Source organism: Paenarthrobacter sp. AR 02, from assembly GCF_021538675.1.
Classification (GTDB): Bacteria; Actinomycetota; Actinomycetes; order Actinomycetales; family Micrococcaceae; genus Arthrobacter.
In genome coordinates this window covers 138,807-156,548 of the sequence record NZ_JAJUKH010000008.1, presented here as the reverse complement: position 1 = coordinate 156,548, position 17,742 = coordinate 138,807, and the positions used below count along the sequence as shown (strand labels likewise).

Below are 17,742 nucleotides of genomic sequence, written 5' to 3'. Positions count from 1 at the left end.
ACCCTTGGCTACCCCTTGGGGTTACCCGCCGAGCCGCTTCAGCTTGGCCTGGCCGAGGTTGCCTTGCTCCCCACATGGAGCACCCTGTTGGTGGTCGATTAATAGGTCTTCGGCTCCAACTTGTCCAGCCCTGGAATAACGGCTGGATGGTTGCTCTAAATTCCGCAAATGTTCACGGATCGGCACATTAGTAATGTACGCGTGACAGCAGGTGCGCTACCCGGCTAGTGTCGAAGGACAAACACCTCGGAAGGAGTGATTGCTGTGAAAGGGAAGGCATTGTTCGCCGTTGGCGTGGCTGTCGGCTACGTGTGGGGATCCAAGTCCTGGCCGGAGGTGTACCGCCGGCTTCGCGGGGGTACCGAGAAGGTTCTGAACAACCCCGACGTCCAGCAGAACGTCCACCAAGCCACTGAGGCCGTCCAAGAGTCCGTACCGGACATCCTGGACAACCTCTATGAGGCGGGAAAGAAGCTGCTCGAGAAGGCCGAAACCCTGTTCCCGGGGATCAGTGCCCCGAAGTCAGGCCAGGATTCCAACTCCAAGCCCACTGTTACGACGGTGCCCACGGTCACGTCGGACGTCATCTCGGATCCCGCGTTGGATGACAGCACGGGCGCAGACTGGACGGACGAGGGCGGCGCCGCGCCGGAGGGACCTGCAACTAATACGCGACCCCGCTCCTAGTTGGAGCGGTCAATGGACCGCAGGATCGCCTCGCCCAACTCCTTGGGCTTGGTGAACTGCGGCCAGTGGCCTGTTGGCAGGTCGATGTAGTCCACGTCCCGGATCCTCGCGAGCTCAGCCGTGAACGGATGCCCGGCGTCCATCCACTCCTTGAGGAGCGAGGACGGGAATTCGCAGGCGATGATCGTGGCGGGGACCTCGTAGCGCCGCACATCCTGTAGGTGTTGTTGGTCGAACGCGACACCCTTGGGCTGGGGAATCGCGCGGGCGCGGAAAGATTCGCGCAGTTCGTCGGTGAGGTCAACGAGGTCTTCCTCTTCGAAGGCTTCCCACGGCGGCAGCGGAATCTCGTCGCCGTCGTCGGGCAGTTCGTCATTGATGACACCGCCCTCGCCCAAGGGGCCGCTGTCCACGTAGATGGCGCGGGCTACGCGGTCCGGGCGGGCATCCGCCACGCCATGAATGATTGCCCCTCCGCCTGAGTGCCCTACCAGGATGACCTTGCCTTCGAGGGAGTCCACGGTGGAGGCAACGGCGTCGATGTGTGTCTGCAGGCCGATTCCCGCACGGCTTGCACCGGCCGACTCCAGTCCGGGCAGTGTGAGCGGATGAACTGTGTGCCCTGCTGCCACCAGTGGAGGCGTTACCTCCGCCCAGGATGAGGCGTCCAACCAGAAACCGGGTACAAGGATGATGTCCATGCCGGTACCCTACGGGAGCCCACCGACAGTATGTAAGGCCTCCCCGCCCTGCAGCCCCTCGGCCTGCATCGGATGCTAGTTGGATAGGGGTTGACGTGCCGTGGATCACGAGCCATAGTTATCGTATACGATTTCGTACCTGATAACGCTTGATGAAGCGTGCTCGCCGAAGAGGAGGACCCGTGACGCTGGAGTTCCGGACCCAGGAAGTCAACCAGGACATGCTGGCGCGGACGCGCAAAGTCATTGCCGTCCACATCAACTACCCCAGCCGCGCAGCCCAGCGGGGCCGCACGCCGCAGCAGCCCTCCTACTTCCTGAAGCCAGCAACGTCCCTGGCGCTTGGTACGGCCGACGCTCCGGGAACTGTTGAACGGCCCGCCGGTTGCGAGCTGCTCGGCTACGAAGGGGAGATCGCCTTGGTCATGGGCAAGGCCGCCCGCCGGGTAGGGCTGGAGGACGCGTGGAGCCATGTCCAGTGGGTTACAGCGTCCAACGACCTCGGCGTCTACGACCTCCGTTACGCGGACAAGGGCTCCAATGTCCGGTCCAAGGGCGGCGACGGCTTCACGCCTGTCGGTCCTGCACTGATCCCGGCAGACGCTGTGGATCCCGCTGCGCTGCGGATCCGGACCTGGCACAACAACGATCTCGTCCAGGACGACACCACGGAGGACCTGCTCTTCCCGTTCGCGCAGCTCGTCGCGGACCTCTCCCAGCTGCTCACCCTGGAAGAAGGCGACATCATCCTCACCGGCACCCCGGCCGGCGCGTCGGTCGCCCAGCCGGGAGACGTCGTCGAAATTGAGGTCACCGGCGGTGAATTCAGCAGCGGACGGCTGGTTACCAAGGTGACGGAAGGTACGACGCCGTTCGCGGACTTTGGTGCCCAGCCCAAGAGCGATGACACCCAGCGGGAAGAGGCATACGGTTCGCGGGAAGCTGCGGGTCTTGAGGCTTCGGAACCGGCGGCTGCCGCAAGTGTGCTGACGCCGGAGTTGAAAGCCAAGCTCGAATCCGTCGCGACGGCCACGTTGTCTTCGCAGCTGCGCAAGCGCGGCCTCAACAACGTCAGTATCGATGGGCTGCAGGCCACCCGCCCGGACCGCAAAGTTGTGGGCCTCGCTCGGACGCTGCGCTACGTTCCCAATCGGGAGGATCTCTTCAAGACCCACGGTGGCGGGTTCAATGCCCAGAAGCGCGCCATCGATTCCGTCAACGAAGGCGAAATCCTGGTCATGGAAGCCAGGGGAGAAAAGGGTACCGGCACGGTGGGGGACATCCTCGCGCTGCGGGCCCAGGTTCGCGGGGCAGCTGCGATCATCACCGACGGCGGCGTCCGCGACTACTCCGCCGTGGCCGATCTGGAGATGCCCACCTACTTCGCCAACCCGCACCCGGCCGTGCTGGGACGCAGGCATATCCCGTGGGATACGGACATCACCATCGCCTGCGGCGGGGCCACCGTGCAGCCCGGCGACATCATCGTGGCCGACTCCGACGGCATTCTGGTGATCCCGCCGGCCATCGCCGATGAACTCGTGGATGACTGCATTCAGCAGGAAAAGGAAGAGACGTTCATTTTCCAGATGGTCCAGGAAGGCAACAGCGTGGACGGGCTCTACCCGATGAACAAAGAATGGCAGGCGCGGTACGCGAAGTGGGTCACAGCCGAGTGGAACGCCACGCAAAGCCCGGAAGGAGCATCCGGTGACTGAAGCCGCCGTCGGAAGTAAGTCCCAGCAGGCCTATGACGCCGTCAAGGCCAGGATTGTCGAGGGTACCTACACCCCGGGCTACCGGCTGGTGCTGGCGAAGATCGCCGAGGATCTGGGCTTCAGCGTGGTTCCCGTTCGCGAAGCAATCCGCCGCCTGGAAGCCGAGGGGCTGGTGAAGTTCGAACGTAACGTCGGAGCGACGGTGTCCGGAATCGATCCCACCGAGTACCTGTACACGATGCAGACGCTGAGCATCGTCGAGGGTGCGGCTACTGCGCTGTCCGCACCTCTGATCGATGCCGTTGCCATAGAACGCGCACGGGCGGTAAACGAGGAGATGCGCGAATGCCTGGACCACTTTGATCCCGTCCGCTTCACAACACTTAACCAGGATTTCCACAGCATTCTGTTCGAACACTGCCCCAATCCACACATCCTTGACCTCGTCCATCGGGGCTGGAACAGGCTGGCGTCCCTTCGCTCGTCCACGTTCCGCTTCGTGCCCGGCCGGGCCCAGGAATCCGTGCGCGAACACGAGGCACTGCTGCAGCTCATCGAATCCGCAGCGGATGCCGACACCATCGAAAAAGCAGCCCGACAACACCGCGCCGCCACCCTGGACGCTTACCTCTCCACAGCAAAGAACCAGTAAGGACTTCAACGATGACGACCTCAGTAGAAACCAGCAAGCATTACATCCCCGAGAACCTCCCCACGCACATCCAGCACTTCATCAACGGCGAGTTCGTTGACTCCCTCTCCGGCAAGACCTTCGACGTCCTGGACCCCGTATCCAACGGCAATTACGCCACGGCCGCTGCCGGCCAGAAGGAAGACATCGACCTCGCCGTCGCCGCAGCCCGCGAAGCATTTGTGAACGGTCCTTGGCCGAAGATGAAGCCCCGCGAACGTGCCCGCGTGCTGAACAAGATCGCCGACGCCGTCGAAGCCCAGGAAGCCCGCCTCGCCGAACTCGAAACCTTTGATACCGGCCTGCCGATTACCCAGGCCAAGGGCCAGGCCCTCCGCGCCGCCGAGAACTTCCGCTTCTTCGCGGACCTGATCGTCGCCCAGTTCGACGACGCCATGAAGGTCCCGGGTTCACAGATCAACTACGTCAACCGCAAGCCGATCGGCGTCGCTGGCTTGATTACGCCGTGGAATACCCCGTTCATGCTCGAGTCCTGGAAGCTCGCACCGGCCCTGGCAACCGGCAACACCGTGGTCCTGAAGCCGGCCGAGTTCACGCCACTATCTGCCTCCCTGTGGGCGCAGATCTTCAAGGATGCGGGGCTGCCCGACGGCGTGTTCAACCTGGTCAACGGCCTGGGCGAGGAAGCCGGGGACGCCTTGGTCAAGCACCCTGACGTACCGCTGATTTCCTTCACGGGCGAGACCACCACCGGACAGACGATCTTCCGGAACGCCGCCGAAAACCTCAAAGGCCTGTCCATGGAGCTCGGCGGCAAGTCCCCGTGCGTCGTGTTCGCTGACGCGGACCTGGACGCTGCGATCGACTCGGCCCTGTTCGGGGTGTTCTCCCTTAACGGCGAACGCTGCACCGCCGGCTCACGCATCCTGGTAGAACGCGCCATCTACGACGAATTCTGTGAAAAGTACGCCGCCCGCGCCAAGAACATCGTGGTGGGCGATCCCCACGATCCCAAGACCCAAGTGGGTGCGCTCGTCCACCCTGAGCACTACGAGAAGGTCGCATCGTACGTGGAGATCGGCAAGTCCGAAGGCCGCCTCCTGGCCGGTGGCGGCAGGCCCGACCACCTGCCCGAAGGCAACTACATCGCACCCACGGTGTTTGCCGACGTCGCACCTGACGCACGGATCTTCCAGGAAGAAATTTTCGGGCCGGTCGTGGCCATCACGCCGTTCGAGAACGACGACGAAGCCCTCGCCTTGGCGAACAATACCAAGTACGGCCTGGCGGCCTACATCTGGACCCAGAACCTGACCCGTGCGCACAACTTCTCCCAGAACGTCGAAGCCGGCATGGTGTGGCTAAACAGCCACAACGTCCGTGACCTCCGCACCCCGTTCGGCGGTGTGAAAGCCTCCGGCCTGGGCCACGAGGGCGGTTACCGTTCCATCGACTTCTACACCGACCAGCAGGCCGTGCACATCACCCTCGGCTCAGTCCACACCCCCAAATTCGGCGCCTAAGACCTTTCAACGAAGAGAGACCATCATGAGCAACCCCTTCACCGGCCCCATCCCCACTCCCACGGTTCCTGCTCCGGATATTGTCCGGTGCGCGTACCTGGAACTCGTGGTCACGGACCTGGAAAAGTCCCGCGCCTTCTACGTGGACCTCCTCGGCCTGCACGTCACCGAGGAAGACGAGAACACCATCTACCTGCGCTCCTTCGAGGAGTTCATCCACCACAACCTGGTACTCCGCAAGGGCCCGGTCGCCGCAGCCGCTGCCTTCGCCTACCGCGTGAAGTCCCCGGCCGAGGTCGACGCCGCCGAGGCCTACTACCGCGAACTCGGCTGCCGGGTGGAGCGCCGCAAGGAAGGCTTCACCAAGGGTGTGGGCGATTCCGTCCGCGTCGAGGACCCGCTGGGCTTCCCGTACGAGTTCTTCTACGACGTTGAGCACGTCGAACGCCTCACCCAGCGCTATGACCTCTACTCCGCCGGAGAACTGGTCCGCCTGGACCACTTCAACCAGGTCACCCCCGACGTTCCCCGTGGGCGCAAGTACCTCGAAGACCTTGGCTTCCGCGTCTCCGAGGACATCAAGGACTCCGACGGCGTCACGTACGCCGCGTGGATGCACCGCAAGCAAACCGTGCACGACACCGCCCTGACCGGCGGCAACGGGCCGCGCCTGCACCACATCGCGTTCTCCACCCACGAGAAGCACAACATCATCCAGATCTGCGACAAAATGGGCGCCCTGCGCATCTCCGACAGGATCGAACGCGGCCCAGGACGCCACGGCGTTTCGAACGCGTTCTACCTCTACATCCTTGACCCGGACGGGCACCGCGTGGAGATCTACACCCAGGATTACTACACCGGCGACCCGGACAACCCCACCGTCACGTGGGACGTCCACGACAACCAGCGCCGCGACTGGTGGGGCAACCCCGTGGTCCCGTCCTGGTACACCGAGGCCTCCCTGGTCCTGGACCTCGATGGCAACCCGCAACCGGTCATCGAGCGGACTGATGCTTCTGAGATGGCTGTCACCGTAGGCGCCGACGGCTTCTCCTACACCCGCCCCGAAGGCGCTTCAGATACGGCAGAGGGCTTCAAGCTCGGGGCGCAGGTCTAAACCATGATGGACGCGAAGACGATCGAAGCCATTGCCGACGAACTCCTTGAGGCGAACCGCAACCGCAAGCCGGTGCCGCGCCTGACCGCACGCTACCCGGAGATGACGGTGGAGGATTCCTACGCCGTACAGCAGTTGTGGCGGCAACGGAACGAGGAAGCCGGGCGGACGCTGGTAGGGCGCAAGATCGGCCTCACGTCCAAAGCCATGCAGGCCGCCACGGGCATCACCGAACCGGACTACGGCGCGATTTTCGATGACATGGTCCTCGAAACCGGGTGCTCCGTGGAATGGGACCGGTACACGCATCCGCGGGTGGAGGTGGAGCTGGCCTTCGTCCTCAAGTCCGCCTTGAAGGGGCCGGGCTGCACCATCTTCGACGTCCTCAACGCCACCGACTACGTGGTTCCGGCCCTCGAAATCCTGGACTCCAGGATCGAAATGGAGGGCCGGACCATCGTGGACACCATCTCTGACAACGCCGCCATGGGTGCGATGGTGATCGGTGGGCGGCCGGTGCGTCCCGACGCCGTCGACCTCCGCTGGGTGTCGGCGATCCTCTACAAAAACCAGACCGTGGAAGAGACCGGGGTCGCTGCCGGAGTGCTCGATCACCCGGCCAACGGGGTGCACTGGTTGGCCAACAAGATCGCCGCGCACGGTGATTCGATGAAGGCCGGAGATATCATCCTGGCGGGCTCGTTTACCAGGCCGTTGTGGGTGTACAAAGGGGATACCGTTCACGCGGACTATGGACCGTTGGGAGTTGTGACATGTCACTTCAGCTGAGCCCTACCTTTTATTCGGCCCTTGCTTCCGCTGGCCGTCCACTCGCCGGCATGTGGGTGTGCTCCGGCAGTCCATTGGTAGCGGAAATCTGCGCCGGGTCCGGACTGGATTGGGTGCTGATCGACGCCGAGCACAGCCCCAACGGCCTCGAATCGATCCTCGCCCAGCTGCATGCCGTCAGCGGATATCCCGTCCAGGCCATGGTCCGGCCGCCGGTGAACGACACCGTGGTCATCAAGCAATACCTGGACCTCGGCGTGCAGAACCTCATGGTGCCCATGGTGAACTCGGCGTTCGAGGCGTCTGCCGCCGTTGCTGCGGTGAGGTATCCGCCGCATGGGGTCCGCGGCGTGGGATCCGCCTTGGCCCGTTCCTCGCGCTGGAACCGTGTTCCCGACTACCTTGGCTCCGCGTCGAATTCCATCAGCCTCACGGTCCAGATCGAATCCGAGGCTGCGGCATCGGCTGTGGAGGAGATCCTGGCCGTCGACGGCGTCGACGGCATCTTCCTGGGGCCCTCGGATCTCGCCGCCTCCATGGGGTTGCTGGGACAGCAGGAAAACCCGTTGGTGAGGGCCGTCGTCGAGCATTGCCTTGAAGCCGCCAAAGCGGCCGGTAAGCCTGCCGGCGTGAACGCCTTCAACCCCGATACCGCCCACGCCTACCTCGACGCCGGTGCCTCCTTTGTGCTGGTCGGCGCCGACGTTGCGGTGCTGGCGAGGGCGTCCGAAGGGTTCGCTTCAACGTTCATCCCGGTTCCCGAAACGGCCGAGCGCGAGAGCTACTGACGGGACTACTTCCGGGCCATGTACCACTCGGTGAATTCGCGGGCACGGCCGTCGTCGGCGAAGCGGATGACCCAGAGGTTGTCGTACGTGGGGTCGCCGTTGAGGTACGTGGTGAGGCCCTGGACGAACGCTGTGTCTCCGTCCTGGCCCAGGAGAGTCCATTCAAACGTCCAGTCCTCCGGCTGATCGGCCGAATCGCCGGACCAGTGCTGAACGATCTCATCATGCCCGTGCCACGGTTTCTCGGTGTTTGGCCGGTCGTAGTAGACGGCGTCCTCGGTGAACATGGCCCGGATATCGTCGGGCTCATTCGAGGTCCACGCTTGCAGGTACAGATCCATCCATGCGTTTACGTCGCTCATCCCACCGTTCTACCGTCTGCGGCCGTCGGGTTCAACGGGTTCTCCCCCCGCAGTGGACGACGCCGGCCCGTCAGTCTTCGTCGAGCGTCTCCGTTAGGTGGTGGGTTGGGATGCGGTCCCGGTCGTAGGTGATTTCGGTGTAACCGTGCGGCTGGGGACGGCCATCGGCGCCAAGGTTCACGAAGACTATTTCCTCGATGGTCAAGATGGCCTGGCGGGTGATCATGTTGCGGACTTCCGCGCGCATGGTCAGCGAGGTACGGCCGAAACGCTTCGCCGTCAGGCCCATCTCGATGAGGTCACCCTGGACCGCGGAGCTCACAAAGTTGATCTCCGAAATGTACTTCGTGACGGCCCGGCCGTTGCCCAGCTGGAGGATGGCGTAGATCGCTGCCTCTTCATCGATCCACTTCAGCAGGCTGCCACCGAAGAGTGTGCCGTTGGCGTTGAGATCCTCGGGCCGCACCCATTTGCGGGTGCGAAAGGTGATGTCTGCTTTTTCCATATCCCGAGATTATCGAACTGCCGCCGACTCCGCTTGATGTTGCTTAGCTACGCGGCTCCGCTCACGCCATCGCCGTGTGCGAGGCACTGTGCGAATCAAGCCGCTTGGAGTAGCAGTAGGACTCGTCGACGCCCACATACGGACCAAAATTGGGCACGGCCGCGAACCCGGCGCTTTCATAGAAGCTCCGGCCATCCGATTGGGCCGAGCCCGCCTCCGCCGCGATCACGGTGAATCCGTGGGAGTGCGCCTGGGCTTCGAGAGCTGCCAGGATGGAGCTCGCCACTCCTGAACCCCGGGCATAGGGGACCACGTACAACCTCTTGATTTCGGCTGTGTTCTCGTCCAGCATCCTGAGCCCACCGCAGCCCAAGGGCTGGCCTGAGCATTTCTCATAAGCCACGACGAACACCGCAGTGTCCGCTTCCGACGGCGGTGGTCCTGGCTCATGGTCGGTGCTCCCGAAACGGGAGTCCAATTCGGCTTGCTGTGCGGCCCGGAGGTCGGCGCCCACGGGGTTGGCCCACGTGACCTGCCGGATGTTGAGCCGTGGGTTGGTCTGCATCTATGCCTCAATTCGCCGGGTTCGTCGGAGGTGTCTATGCGTCTCAAGCCTAAGGAGCGGTGGTTACCACGGTGTTTCCTGCGCGTAAGCGTCGGGAGAAATGCTGGGCTTTCCCGCGTTGCGGGGCCCGGTCTGCACCTTTCGGAGTGGTTTTAGGGTGAAGAGCAGGCCTCGCAGTGTCAGATCAGGGTTGAAGAGCTTCGCCCGTGGGGTCCTCGGCGGTTTGGTCCGAGAGGGCCATACCGCCCACCGGCATCTGGTCCCAGTGAAGGACTTTCCAGCCGTTCTCCGGGTCGCCTTCCAGCGCGACTATTCCGGTGTTTGGGAGCTGGTGGGTTTCGGCGAACATCGTGTCGATGTCAGTTGCCCGCCGTCCCGCCCAGCAGCGGATCGCGGCACCGTGGCTGACGATCACAGCTGTCGAATGCCCTGCGGCGGCAACTTTGTCCACCGAAGCATCGAAGCGGGCGAAGAAGTCATGGCCGTTGAAAGCTCCCGGCATGCGCACGTCTAGGTCACCGTCCGTCCAGGCAAAGACTGTGCCCATGTAGCGCATGTGCGATTCGTGGTCGGTCTTCTTCTCGAGGGCGCCGGCTTCGATTTCGTGGACGCCCTCCAGGATCTCCGGTTCCAAGCCTGTAGCCTTCGCCAAGGGTGCCGCGGTCCGCTGGGTCCGCAGCAGGGTGGAGGTGTAAAGGGCCTCAATGCCTTCGCCCGCCAACGCCGCCGGCAACGCAGCCGCCTGTCGCTCCCCAAGTTCGGTCAGGCCAGGTCCAGGAAAAGCCGTGTCCAACTGGCCAGCAACATTTCCGGGGGTCTGTCCGTGCCTGATCAACAGGAGCTTCATGGCCGCTCCGCTCCTCTACGTCTAGCTGTTCGGGTGTGGACTGGCTGCGCTCCTGCCCGGTTGCTTCAAGCCAATCAGCTGCATGAGCCCGGCCAAAGCCCGACACGCCGTGTCTCGAACCCTTGGACGGGATGCTGAGGAAAACAACTGGGAAGGAGCGCTCTTCCGCCTGCCCACTGATACGCCCACGACGCGTTAAACGCCGACGGCGGGACGAGGCACCCAGCCCCGGCCCGCCGTCGTCGTGCGTTCCGCTTTACCGCAAGTGATCCACTTACTGCAGGTGGTCCACGAGTTTGTCGGCGATGCCGGTGTACTTACCCGGGGTCAGTGCCAGCAGGCGTGCTTCGGCGTCGGCTGAGAGGCCCAGGCCTTGCACGAATTCCTGCATGCGGGCACCGTCCACGCGCTGGCCGCGGGTGAGGTCCTTGAGGCGTTCATACGGGTTTTCCATGCCTTCAACACCGGCAATGGCCTCTGCGCGCATGACCATCTGGATGGCTTCGCCGAGCACTTCCCAGTTGGTGTCGAGGTCGCCTGCGAGGACTTCCTCGGCCACGTCGAGTGCCTTGAGGCCCTTGGCCACGTTGGAGATCGCAAGCAGCGAGTGCCCGAAGGCCACCCCGATGTTGCGCTGGGAGGAGGAATCCGTGAGGTCGCGCTGCCAGCGGGAAGTAACCAGCGTTGCTGCCAGGGTGTCCAAAAGGCCGTTGGAGATCTCAAGGTTGGCTTCGGCGTTCTCGAAGCGGATCGGGTTGACCTTGTGCGGCATGGTCGAGGAACCTGTGGCGCCCGCAACTGGGATCTGGCGGAAGTAGCCGATGGAGATGTAGCTCCAGATATCCGTGCAGACGTTGTGCAGGATGCGGTTGAACCGTGCCATGTCTGCGTAGAGCTCAGCCTGCCAGTCGTGGCTTTCGATCTGGGTGGTCAGCGGGTTCCAGGTGAGCCCGAGGCCTTCCACGAACGACTTGGCGACGCCTTCCCAGTCCGCACCCGGGACGGAGGCGACGTGGGCGGCGTAGGTGCCGGTAGCGCCGTTGATCTTGCCCAGGTATTCGGTCTTGGAGATACGTGCCAGCTGGCGGTTCAGGCGGTGCGCAATGACGGCCAGTTCCTTGCCGAGCGTGGTGGGCGTAGCTGGCTGGCCGTGGGTGCGCGACAGCATGGGAACAGAGCGGTTCGCTTCCGCCATGGCTTCGATCTGCTGGACGAGCGCCGTGGCATTGGGCAGCCACACGTTCTCCACTGCACCCTTGATGCCGACGGCGTAGGAGAGATTGTTGACGTCCTCGGACGTGCAGCCGAAGTGCACCATGGCCGTCAGGTGCTCAATGCCGATGGCGGGCAGGCGGCGGGCGATGTAGTACTCGACAGCCTTGACGTCGTGGACAGTGACGGCCTCGATTTCGGCAAGCTCGTTGACCGAGGCGGCGTCGAATTCGCTAACGATGGCGCGCAGCTTGGCGTTCTGCTCGTCCGACAGGGGACCGGCGCCCGGCAATACCGACTGGCTGGTCAGGTGGATCAGCCACTCGACTTCGACGTGAACGCGATCGCGGTTCAGGGCCGCCTCGGACAGGTAGTCGACGAGGGGCGCGACGGCGGCACGGTAGCGGCCGTCAAGGGGGCCAAGGGCGAGGGGTTCGGAAGCGAGGGACACGCGAGGGGATTCAGCCATGATGCCTATTCTTTCATGCCCGGCACGGAGGCCGGGAGTTGGTGACGGGGCTATGTGGACAGCCCTTCGGGTTATCCACATACACGACGGCGGCGCTTCCGCCAGGTGGTGCCGCTCCGTAGCGTCGTACCAACCGATCAGCCCAACCAATCAAGGGAGAACAAGGACATGAGCGTCGGCTTGATGCCTGCAGCCAACCCGCCGGTTTTCGATTCCCTGGAATGCGTGTCCCGTAGCCATGAAGTCCAGAGGCTCGCATGGCGAATCAAGGCTTGCGTTGACCAAGCAGATGCTGTCCTGGCAACACTGCGACGCGCGCAGCTGGACCACTGGCTGTCCCCGGCCGGACGCGCCTACCGGACCACTATTGCGGTGCACGCGTCTGCGCTCATGCGCGCCCGGGAGTCGTTGGATTCCGCGGCGGCCCTGGTTCTCCGGCACTCGCAGAACGTGTCCGTCTCGGGCGAGAGGGGTCCTTGATGTCCGACGCAGCTCCGGTGGGTGCCGATGAAGCTCCGAGGCCCGTGCCGCCTGCTCCCGACGGACCCCTCGCCATCAGGGGCGGTGTAGGTGGGGTGTCGTTCCAACTGGAGGAACTGCTGAGGGGCGCCAGCCAGCTTGATGATTTGGTACAACAACTTCTTCGGATCGAGGAGGAGACGCGTCGTGTCCAGGATGATTTGGAGCCCTTCCTCTACGACTCCTATGGTTCCGGCTGCGAGGCCATCAATGCGGTGGCCGATAGCCGAAAGGACGTGGGGCGAGTGCGCCAGGAACTGGTGGACGTCAGTTCCGATGTGCGGGCGAGCCACCGGGACTATGTCGAGGCGGAAGCCAAGGCCGCGCTTCCGCGGATCCTCAGCATTGAGGAGATGCGTTTGTCCAGCCCGCCCTGGCCCCCGGGCCGGGAAATGACGAGCGATCTCGCATCAGCCATTGTGCCGTTTTGGCTTGGAACGCGTGGGGCTGTGCGGAATGTCCTTGAGTCGCCGTTCGGTCCTGACATGCGCCCGAGGCCTGTGAGCGTGGAAAGAACCACCGAAACTGTGGAGAACGTGGAGCCGACCATGGGGGCGAGCCTCCGCCGGCTGGAGCAGCTCCATGCCCGGGGAGACGGCGAGATCGAGATCATCCGCCTTGGGAACAATGGCCAGACAACATGGATGGTCCTGATTCCCGGCACCCAACCCGATTCCGCGGCCACCAACCCTTTCGATATGCAGGGAATCGGGGAAGGGCTGGGTTACGACTCTGAAGCGATCATCCCGGCCGTAAGCCAAGCACTCCACGAAGCTGGTGCCGGGACTGGAGACCAGGTCGTCGCCGTGGGGCATAGCCAAGGAGGGATCCATGCCATGAACCTCGGCCAGAACAAGGCGTTCCTCAGTGAATTCGACCTCAAGTACGTGCTGACGGCCGGAGCACCCGTTGGGGGGATCACAACTGAACCTGGAATCAGTTCTCTGCATTTGGAACATGCCCAGGACTGGGTTCCCGGCACTGACGGCCGGATGAATCCGGACACGAAGGACAGGGTCACTGTAACGCTCAACAACGAGGTCAGGACGCCCGAGGGGGAAGGGCTAGGACTCGGGCCAGGGCACAACCAGGAGTACTACGCGGAAGGTGCGGATTTGGTGGGTGCAAGCCATGACGCATCCCTGATGGCGTCCACCGCGGTATTCGCTGGCGTCGTAGGGGCCGGCGGGGCAGCGAAGGTCACCCGTTACAAACTGACAAGGGCGCCCCTGCCGTTACCGTCATCGGACATAAACCCGGACGCGCCACCAACGCTCAGGGAGGCGAAAACGGCGGCCGGAGCACAGTAATCCGGCCTGTATTTAGCGTTTCCGGGCTCCAGGGATGAGTCCGGCCACCATGGAAATGATGCTGATGATGATTGAGGCCAGAATGGCGCTCCAGAAGAAGGAGTCAAGGGTGAGGTGTACTGGGGTAAAGCTGCTAAGCCAAGCCGTCAGGTACAGCATCGCGGCATTGATGACGATGGTGAACAGGCCAAGTGTCAGGATGGTCACCGGGAGGGACAGCAGCCTCACCAGGGGCCGGACAAAGGCGTTCACCACCCCGAAAATCAGTCCGATGAACAAATACGCCAGGACGATGCCTGCTGTGTCTGCCCCTTGGGTCAGTCCCGCGTTCGTGGCAGCCTTCTCGGTGGCGTTGGTGGTGATGTCCATGCCATCCAACAACCACGTGGCTACCCAGAGGGCGAGCCCGTTGATCAGGACGCGAATAATGAATGAACCCATGGCCCCATGCTTTCACACGGACCTGTTAAAGGGCTCGGCATCTCCCGCGGTTGGGCAAGTAGGCTTGAGGCCATGACTACTACTGACAACGCACCGGAGGGCGTAATCCCTCGTCCGGTCGTAGACAGGCTCCCTAAATACGCGGCAGGTAAACCACCAGCCCCGATTGAGGGCCTCACCAGCTACAAATTGTCGTCCAACGAAAACCCGCTGCCGCCGATTCCTGCAGTGTTGCAGGCCATCGCCGACCAGTCCGATATCAACCGCTACCCTGATCCGCTGGCCACAAAGCTCCGTAACGCCCTGGCCGGATTCCTTGACGTCCCCGCTGACGATGTTGTTACGGGTGCGGGCAGCCTTGGCGCGCTGAACCAGATCCTCGCCACCTTTGCCGGACAAAACGACGACGGGAAGCCGGATGAAGTCATCTACGCGTGGCGTTCCTTTGAGGCCTACCCCATTTGCGTAGGTCTCGCCGGCGCCGCCAGTGTCCAGATACCGTTGCTGGCAGATGGTCGGCACGATCTCGACACCATGGCTTCGGCGGTTACAGTGCGCACAAAAGTCATCCTGCTTTGCACTCCGAACAACCCCACTGGGCCGATCCTCACCGCAGCGGAAACGGAGCGCTTCATCCAATCCGTTCCCTCAAACGTGGTGGTGGTGATCGACGAGGCCTACCAGGAGTTCGTCCGCAACGGTGATGCGGTGGACGGAATCAAGCTGTACCGGAAATACCCGAACGTCGTAGTGCTGAGGACCTTCTCCAAAGCGCACGGTTTAGCTGGATTGCGTGTGGGATACAGCGTTTCAGGTCCGTCGCTGACCCAGCACCTCAGGGTTACCGCGACTCCCTTCGCTGTTTCGCAAATCGCGGAACGCGCAGCCGTGACGTCGATCGAGCATTTCGACCAGGTTGTGGAAAGGGTACAAAGCCTTGTGGAGGAGCGCGACCGCGTTTCTGCCGGGCTGAAGGAATTGGGCTGGTTCGTCCCTGAAGCCCAAGGCAACTTCGTTTGGTTGAATCTCGGCGAAAATAGTGCTGATTTTGCGGCGTTGGCGGCGGAACAGGCACTGTCGGTCCGAGCCTTCGCCAATGAAGGAGTCCGGGTAAGCATTGGCGAGGTTGAGGCCAATACCCGATTCCTGAATCTCTGTGCGAGTTATACAAAGGCGCCGCGCGGTTCCTAGCGGTTAACAAATGCGCCTCCGTTACTTACTGCGGATAAAGTAAGGGACGAAAGCCACAAGTATGCCCGTTCCGGAATGCATTCCGGAACGGGCATATATCCCAGCGACAGACATTGCCTGGCGCCCCGCCAACGGCAAGCAAGGAGACGGAATGGGCTCGACACAACTGCCCCCCGGGACGGAAGAAACTCTCGCGGCAACCACCGCGGCAGCGGCCGCGCCAGGCGAACCAGTCGAAATGGTTCAGTTGCTCGGGCCCGACGGAAAGCTCGGCACTGATCCGGTTTTCTCCGACTACGCCAAGCGAATTGATCCGGAGAAACTTCGCGTTTTCTACACGGACATGGCCAGAATCCGGCGTTTCGACCAGGAAGCCACCGCACTTCAGCGCCAGGGCGAACTTGCCCTGTGGGTTCCACTGACGGGGCAGGAAGCCGCGCAGATTGGGTCCGGCCACGCAAGCCAGTCGCAGGATTACATCTTCCCGACCTACCGCGAGCACGGCGTTGCGCTGGTCCGAAACGTGGATCTTGCCGAACTGCTTAAGCAATTCCGGGGTGTTTCGAACGGTGGCTGGGATCCGCGAGAGAACAACTTCCACCTCTATACCCTGGTCTTGGCCGCGCAAACCCTCCATGCAGTGGGGTACGCCATGGGTATCCAGCGGGACCAGAAGCTTGCAGCTACGCAGGACTCCACCGATTCCAAGGCTGCCGTGATTGCCTACTTTGGAGACGGTGCCAGTTCCGAGGGCGATGTCCACGAGTCCATGGTCTTTGCTGCGTCCTACAACGCTCCCGTGGTCTTCTTCTGTCAGAACAACCACTGGGCCATCTCCGTGCCCACTGAGGTCCAGACCAAGGTGCCCCTGGCCAACCGCGCCAAGGGATACGGCTTCCCTGGCATCCGTGTGGACGGCAACGACGTCATCGCAGTCCATGCCGTCACCGAATGGGCGCTCGAGCACGCCCGCGAAGGACGCGGCCCCGTGCTGATCGAGGCCTACACCTACCGGGTGGGAGCGCACACCACCGCCGACGACCCCACCAAGTACCGGGAATCCGCGGAAGAAGCGGCCTGGCGCGAGAAGGATCCGCTGGAGCGCCTGGAGAAGTACCTGCGTGCCGAGGGCCTCGCGGACGAAGCATTCTTTGACCAAGTGGACGCCGACGGCGACGAGCTGGCCAAGTACGTCCGCAGCACCACCCACGGCCTGGAAGTACCGGACATCCGTGAAGCCTTTGCCAACGTCTATGCGGAGCAGCACCCGCTGATTGCGGAAGAACTTGCCTGGTTCGAGGAATACTCGGCAGGCTTCGAAAGCGATGAGGAGACAGCTAACTGATGGCTACCATGACCATTGCGAAGGCCATCAACGAGGGCCTCCGTGCGTCGCTGACGAAGAATCCGAAATCGCTTCTGATGGGCGAGGACATCGGGCACTTGGGCGGCGTCTACCGAGTGACCGACGGTCTCATCAAGGAATTCGGCGATGATCGTGTCCTGGATACCCCCCTGGCCGAGTCCGGCATCGTCGGCACCGCCATCGGCTTGGCGCTCCGCGGCTACTCCCCGGTCTGCGAGATCCAGTTTGACGGGTTCGTTTATCCGGCCTTCAACCAGATCACCACCCAGCTGGCCAAGATCCATTCCCGCAGCTTGGGCAAGCTCACCGTTCCCGTCGTTATCCGCATTCCGTACGGCGGCGGCATCGGCTCGATTGAACACCACTCCGAGTCTCCGGAGGCACTGTTCGCCCACACCGCCGGTCTGCGGATCATTTCGCCTTCCAACGCCCACGACGCTTACTGGATGATCCAAAAAGCCATCGAATGCCAGGACCCGGTGATCTTCTTCGAACCCAAGCGCCGCTACTGGCTCAAGGGCGAGGTGGACGTGGAGAACGCCGGCCTGTCCGAGGATCCCTTCAAAGCGCACGTGGTTCGCGAGGGAACCGACGCCACGATCGTGGCCTACGGACCGTTGGTTCCCGTTGCCCTCGCAGCTGCCAACGCTGCCTTGGAGGACGGTCGAAGCGTGGAAGTTATCGATCTGCGTTCCATTTCGCCCCTGGACTTTGACACTGTGGAAGCTTCGGTCAAGAAGACCGGGCGCCTGATTGTTGCCCACGAAGCGCCCACCTTCGGAGGCATCGGCGGGGAGATCGCTGCGCGGATCGGCGAACGGGCCTTCCTGCACCTCGAAGCGCCGGTGATCCGGGTCGGCGGATTCCACATGCCGTATCCCGTTGCCAAGGTGGAAGAGGATTACTTGCCGGACATCGACAAGATCCTCGAAGCGCTCGACCGCTCCCTGGCTTACTAAACCGCCCTGATCCAGCCC

The 17,742-nt window shown here is 62.9% G+C and carries 19 protein-coding genes; 12 read left to right on the top strand and 7 right to left on the bottom strand.

Annotation, left to right across the window (positions count from 1 at the left end; all coding sequences use genetic code 11):
* Positions 1-264: 264 nt before the first annotated feature.
* Positions 265-687, top strand: a complete 423-nt coding sequence (locus tag LRQ04_RS15305; RefSeq protein WP_235521161.1) for a hypothetical protein — start codon at positions 265-267, stop codon at positions 685-687.
* Here LRQ04_RS15305 and LRQ04_RS15300 read toward each other — a convergent pair.
* The gene (locus LRQ04_RS15300) at positions 684-1,388 is read right to left on the bottom strand and encodes an alpha/beta fold hydrolase (protein WP_235521159.1); all 705 of its coding nucleotides are present in this window, start codon (positions 1,386-1,388) and stop codon (positions 684-686) included. The genes LRQ04_RS15305 and LRQ04_RS15300 overlap by 4 nt on opposite strands.
* Before the next feature lie 221 nt (positions 1,389-1,609).
* Between LRQ04_RS15300 and LRQ04_RS15295 the strand changes: the two genes are divergently transcribed.
* From LRQ04_RS15295 to LRQ04_RS15270, 6 genes are read left to right on the top strand one after another with little or no spacing between them, the layout of a single operon-like run.
* Positions 1,610-3,106: a fumarylacetoacetate hydrolase family protein gene (locus LRQ04_RS15295; protein WP_235521230.1), complete on the top strand. Its 1,497-nt coding sequence runs from the start codon at positions 1,610-1,612 to the stop codon at positions 3,104-3,106.
* Complete coding sequence (locus LRQ04_RS15290) at positions 3,099-3,758, top strand: GntR family transcriptional regulator (RefSeq protein WP_235521157.1); 660 nt, start codon at positions 3,099-3,101, stop codon at positions 3,756-3,758. The genes LRQ04_RS15295 and LRQ04_RS15290 overlap by 8 nt, the downstream gene beginning before the upstream one ends.
* 11 nt (positions 3,759-3,769) lie before the next feature.
* Positions 3,770-5,281, top strand: a complete 1,512-nt coding sequence (gene hpaE, locus LRQ04_RS15285; RefSeq protein WP_235521155.1) for a 5-carboxymethyl-2-hydroxymuconate semialdehyde dehydrogenase — start codon at positions 3,770-3,772, stop codon at positions 5,279-5,281.
* A gap of 25 nt (positions 5,282-5,306) precedes the next feature.
* Positions 5,307-6,401, top strand: a complete 1,095-nt coding sequence (gene hpaD, locus LRQ04_RS15280; protein ID WP_235521153.1) for a 3,4-dihydroxyphenylacetate 2,3-dioxygenase — start codon at positions 5,307-5,309, stop codon at positions 6,399-6,401.
* Positions 6,402-6,404: 3 nt separating this feature from the next.
* Entirely contained in the window at positions 6,405-7,190 is a 786-nt protein-coding gene (hpaH, locus tag LRQ04_RS15275) for a 2-oxo-hept-4-ene-1,7-dioate hydratase (RefSeq protein ID WP_235521150.1), read from the top strand.
* Positions 7,175-7,978 carry an HpcH/HpaI aldolase/citrate lyase family protein gene (locus LRQ04_RS15270; protein ID WP_235521148.1) on the top strand — a complete coding sequence of 268 codons (804 nt, stop codon included), beginning with the start codon at positions 7,175-7,177 and terminating at the stop codon, positions 7,976-7,978. Before hpaH ends, LRQ04_RS15270 begins: the two co-directional genes overlap by 16 nt.
* Before the next feature lie 5 nt (positions 7,979-7,983).
* Here the strand turns inward: LRQ04_RS15270 and LRQ04_RS15265 are convergent, their stop codons facing one another.
* From LRQ04_RS15265 to purB, 5 genes are all read right to left on the bottom strand, one after another.
* On the bottom strand, positions 7,984-8,340 hold the full coding sequence (locus LRQ04_RS15265) for a nuclear transport factor 2 family protein (RefSeq protein ID WP_235521146.1): 357 nt from the start codon (positions 8,338-8,340) through the stop codon (positions 7,984-7,986).
* Between the two features lie 70 nt (positions 8,341-8,410).
* Positions 8,411-8,845, bottom strand: a complete 435-nt coding sequence (locus tag LRQ04_RS15260) for an acyl-CoA thioesterase (protein WP_159706417.1) — start codon at positions 8,843-8,845, stop codon at positions 8,411-8,413.
* A gap of 61 nt (positions 8,846-8,906) precedes the next feature.
* Positions 8,907-9,410: a GNAT family N-acetyltransferase gene (locus tag LRQ04_RS15255; RefSeq protein WP_211710764.1), complete on the bottom strand. Its 504-nt coding sequence runs from the start codon at positions 9,408-9,410 to the stop codon at positions 8,907-8,909.
* Positions 9,411-9,594: 184 nt separating this feature from the next.
* Positions 9,595-10,257, bottom strand: a complete 663-nt coding sequence (locus LRQ04_RS15250) for a histidine phosphatase family protein (RefSeq protein ID WP_235521145.1) — start codon at positions 10,255-10,257, stop codon at positions 9,595-9,597.
* Positions 10,258-10,531: 274 nt separating this feature from the next.
* Positions 10,532-11,938, bottom strand: a complete 1,407-nt coding sequence (gene purB, locus LRQ04_RS15245; protein ID WP_235521143.1) for an adenylosuccinate lyase — start codon at positions 11,936-11,938, stop codon at positions 10,532-10,534.
* A 168-nt stretch (positions 11,939-12,106) separates the two neighbouring features.
* Here purB and LRQ04_RS15240 point away from each other — a divergent pair, with 168 nt between their 5' ends.
* Together LRQ04_RS15240 and LRQ04_RS15235 are read left to right on the top strand one after the other, a co-directional pair.
* On the top strand, positions 12,107-12,418 hold the full coding sequence (locus tag LRQ04_RS15240) for a hypothetical protein (RefSeq protein ID WP_235521141.1): 312 nt from the start codon (positions 12,107-12,109) through the stop codon (positions 12,416-12,418).
* On the top strand, positions 12,418-13,767 hold the full coding sequence (locus LRQ04_RS15235) for a hypothetical protein (RefSeq protein ID WP_235521139.1): 1,350 nt from the start codon (positions 12,418-12,420) through the stop codon (positions 13,765-13,767). The genes LRQ04_RS15240 and LRQ04_RS15235 overlap by 1 nt, the downstream gene beginning before the upstream one ends.
* 12 nt (positions 13,768-13,779) lie before the next feature.
* Here LRQ04_RS15235 and LRQ04_RS15230 read toward each other — a convergent pair whose 3' ends face one another.
* Positions 13,780-14,208: a phage holin family protein gene (locus LRQ04_RS15230; protein WP_235521137.1), complete on the bottom strand. Its 429-nt coding sequence runs from the start codon at positions 14,206-14,208 to the stop codon at positions 13,780-13,782.
* Between the two features lie 72 nt (positions 14,209-14,280).
* Between LRQ04_RS15230 and LRQ04_RS15225 the strand changes: the two genes are divergently transcribed.
* The 3 genes from LRQ04_RS15225 (at position 14,281) to LRQ04_RS15215 (ending at position 17,724) form a co-directional block, all read left to right on the top strand.
* Entirely contained in the window at positions 14,281-15,399 is a 1,119-nt protein-coding gene (locus LRQ04_RS15225) for a histidinol-phosphate transaminase (RefSeq protein ID WP_235521135.1), read from the top strand.
* Between the two features lie 151 nt (positions 15,400-15,550).
* A complete protein-coding gene (pdhA, locus tag LRQ04_RS15220; RefSeq protein ID WP_235521134.1) occupies positions 15,551-16,744 on the top strand; it encodes a pyruvate dehydrogenase (acetyl-transferring) E1 component subunit alpha in 1,194 nt (397 codons plus the stop codon).
* Positions 16,744-17,724 carry an alpha-ketoacid dehydrogenase subunit beta gene (locus LRQ04_RS15215; protein ID WP_235521133.1) on the top strand — a complete coding sequence of 327 codons (981 nt, stop codon included), beginning with the start codon at positions 16,744-16,746 and terminating at the stop codon, positions 17,722-17,724. The genes pdhA and LRQ04_RS15215 overlap by 1 nt, the downstream gene beginning before the upstream one ends.
* Positions 17,725-17,742 lie beyond the last annotated feature (18 nt).

Coding starts and splice junctions, on each gene's coding strand:
- LRQ04_RS15295 (WP_235521230.1), top strand. CDS start 1,610: ATGCTGGCGCGGACGCGCAAAGTCATTGCCGTCCACATCAACTACCCC.
- LRQ04_RS15300 (WP_235521159.1), bottom strand. CDS start 1,388: ATGGACATCATCCTTGTACCCGGTTTCTGGTTGGACGCCTCATCCTGG.
- LRQ04_RS15240 (WP_235521141.1), top strand. CDS start 12,107: ATGAGCGTCGGCTTGATGCCTGCAGCCAACCCGCCGGTTTTCGATTCC.
- LRQ04_RS15230 (WP_235521137.1), bottom strand. CDS start 14,208: ATGGGTTCATTCATTATTCGCGTCCTGATCAACGGGCTCGCCCTCTGG.
- LRQ04_RS15270 (WP_235521148.1), top strand. CDS start 7,175: ATGTCACTTCAGCTGAGCCCTACCTTTTATTCGGCCCTTGCTTCCGCT.
- LRQ04_RS15215 (WP_235521133.1), top strand. CDS start 16,744: ATGGCTACCATGACCATTGCGAAGGCCATCAACGAGGGCCTCCGTGCG.
- hpaE (WP_235521155.1), top strand. CDS start 3,770: ATGACGACCTCAGTAGAAACCAGCAAGCATTACATCCCCGAGAACCTC.
- LRQ04_RS15260 (WP_159706417.1), bottom strand. CDS start 8,845: ATGGAAAAAGCAGACATCACCTTTCGCACCCGCAAATGGGTGCGGCCC.
- hpaD (WP_235521153.1), top strand. CDS start 5,307: ATGAGCAACCCCTTCACCGGCCCCATCCCCACTCCCACGGTTCCTGCT.
- LRQ04_RS15250 (WP_235521145.1), bottom strand. CDS start 10,257: ATGAAGCTCCTGTTGATCAGGCACGGACAGACCCCCGGAAATGTTGCT.
- pdhA (WP_235521134.1), top strand. CDS start 15,551: ATGGGCTCGACACAACTGCCCCCCGGGACGGAAGAAACTCTCGCGGCA.
- LRQ04_RS15235 (WP_235521139.1), top strand. CDS start 12,418: ATGTCCGACGCAGCTCCGGTGGGTGCCGATGAAGCTCCGAGGCCCGTG.
- LRQ04_RS15225 (WP_235521135.1), top strand. CDS start 14,281: ATGACTACTACTGACAACGCACCGGAGGGCGTAATCCCTCGTCCGGTC.
- LRQ04_RS15255 (WP_211710764.1), bottom strand. CDS start 9,410: ATGCAGACCAACCCACGGCTCAACATCCGGCAGGTCACGTGGGCCAAC.
- purB (WP_235521143.1), bottom strand. CDS start 11,938: ATGGCTGAATCCCCTCGCGTGTCCCTCGCTTCCGAACCCCTCGCCCTT.
- hpaH (WP_235521150.1), top strand. CDS start 6,405: ATGATGGACGCGAAGACGATCGAAGCCATTGCCGACGAACTCCTTGAG.
- LRQ04_RS15265 (WP_235521146.1), bottom strand. CDS start 8,340: ATGAGCGACGTAAACGCATGGATGGATCTGTACCTGCAAGCGTGGACC.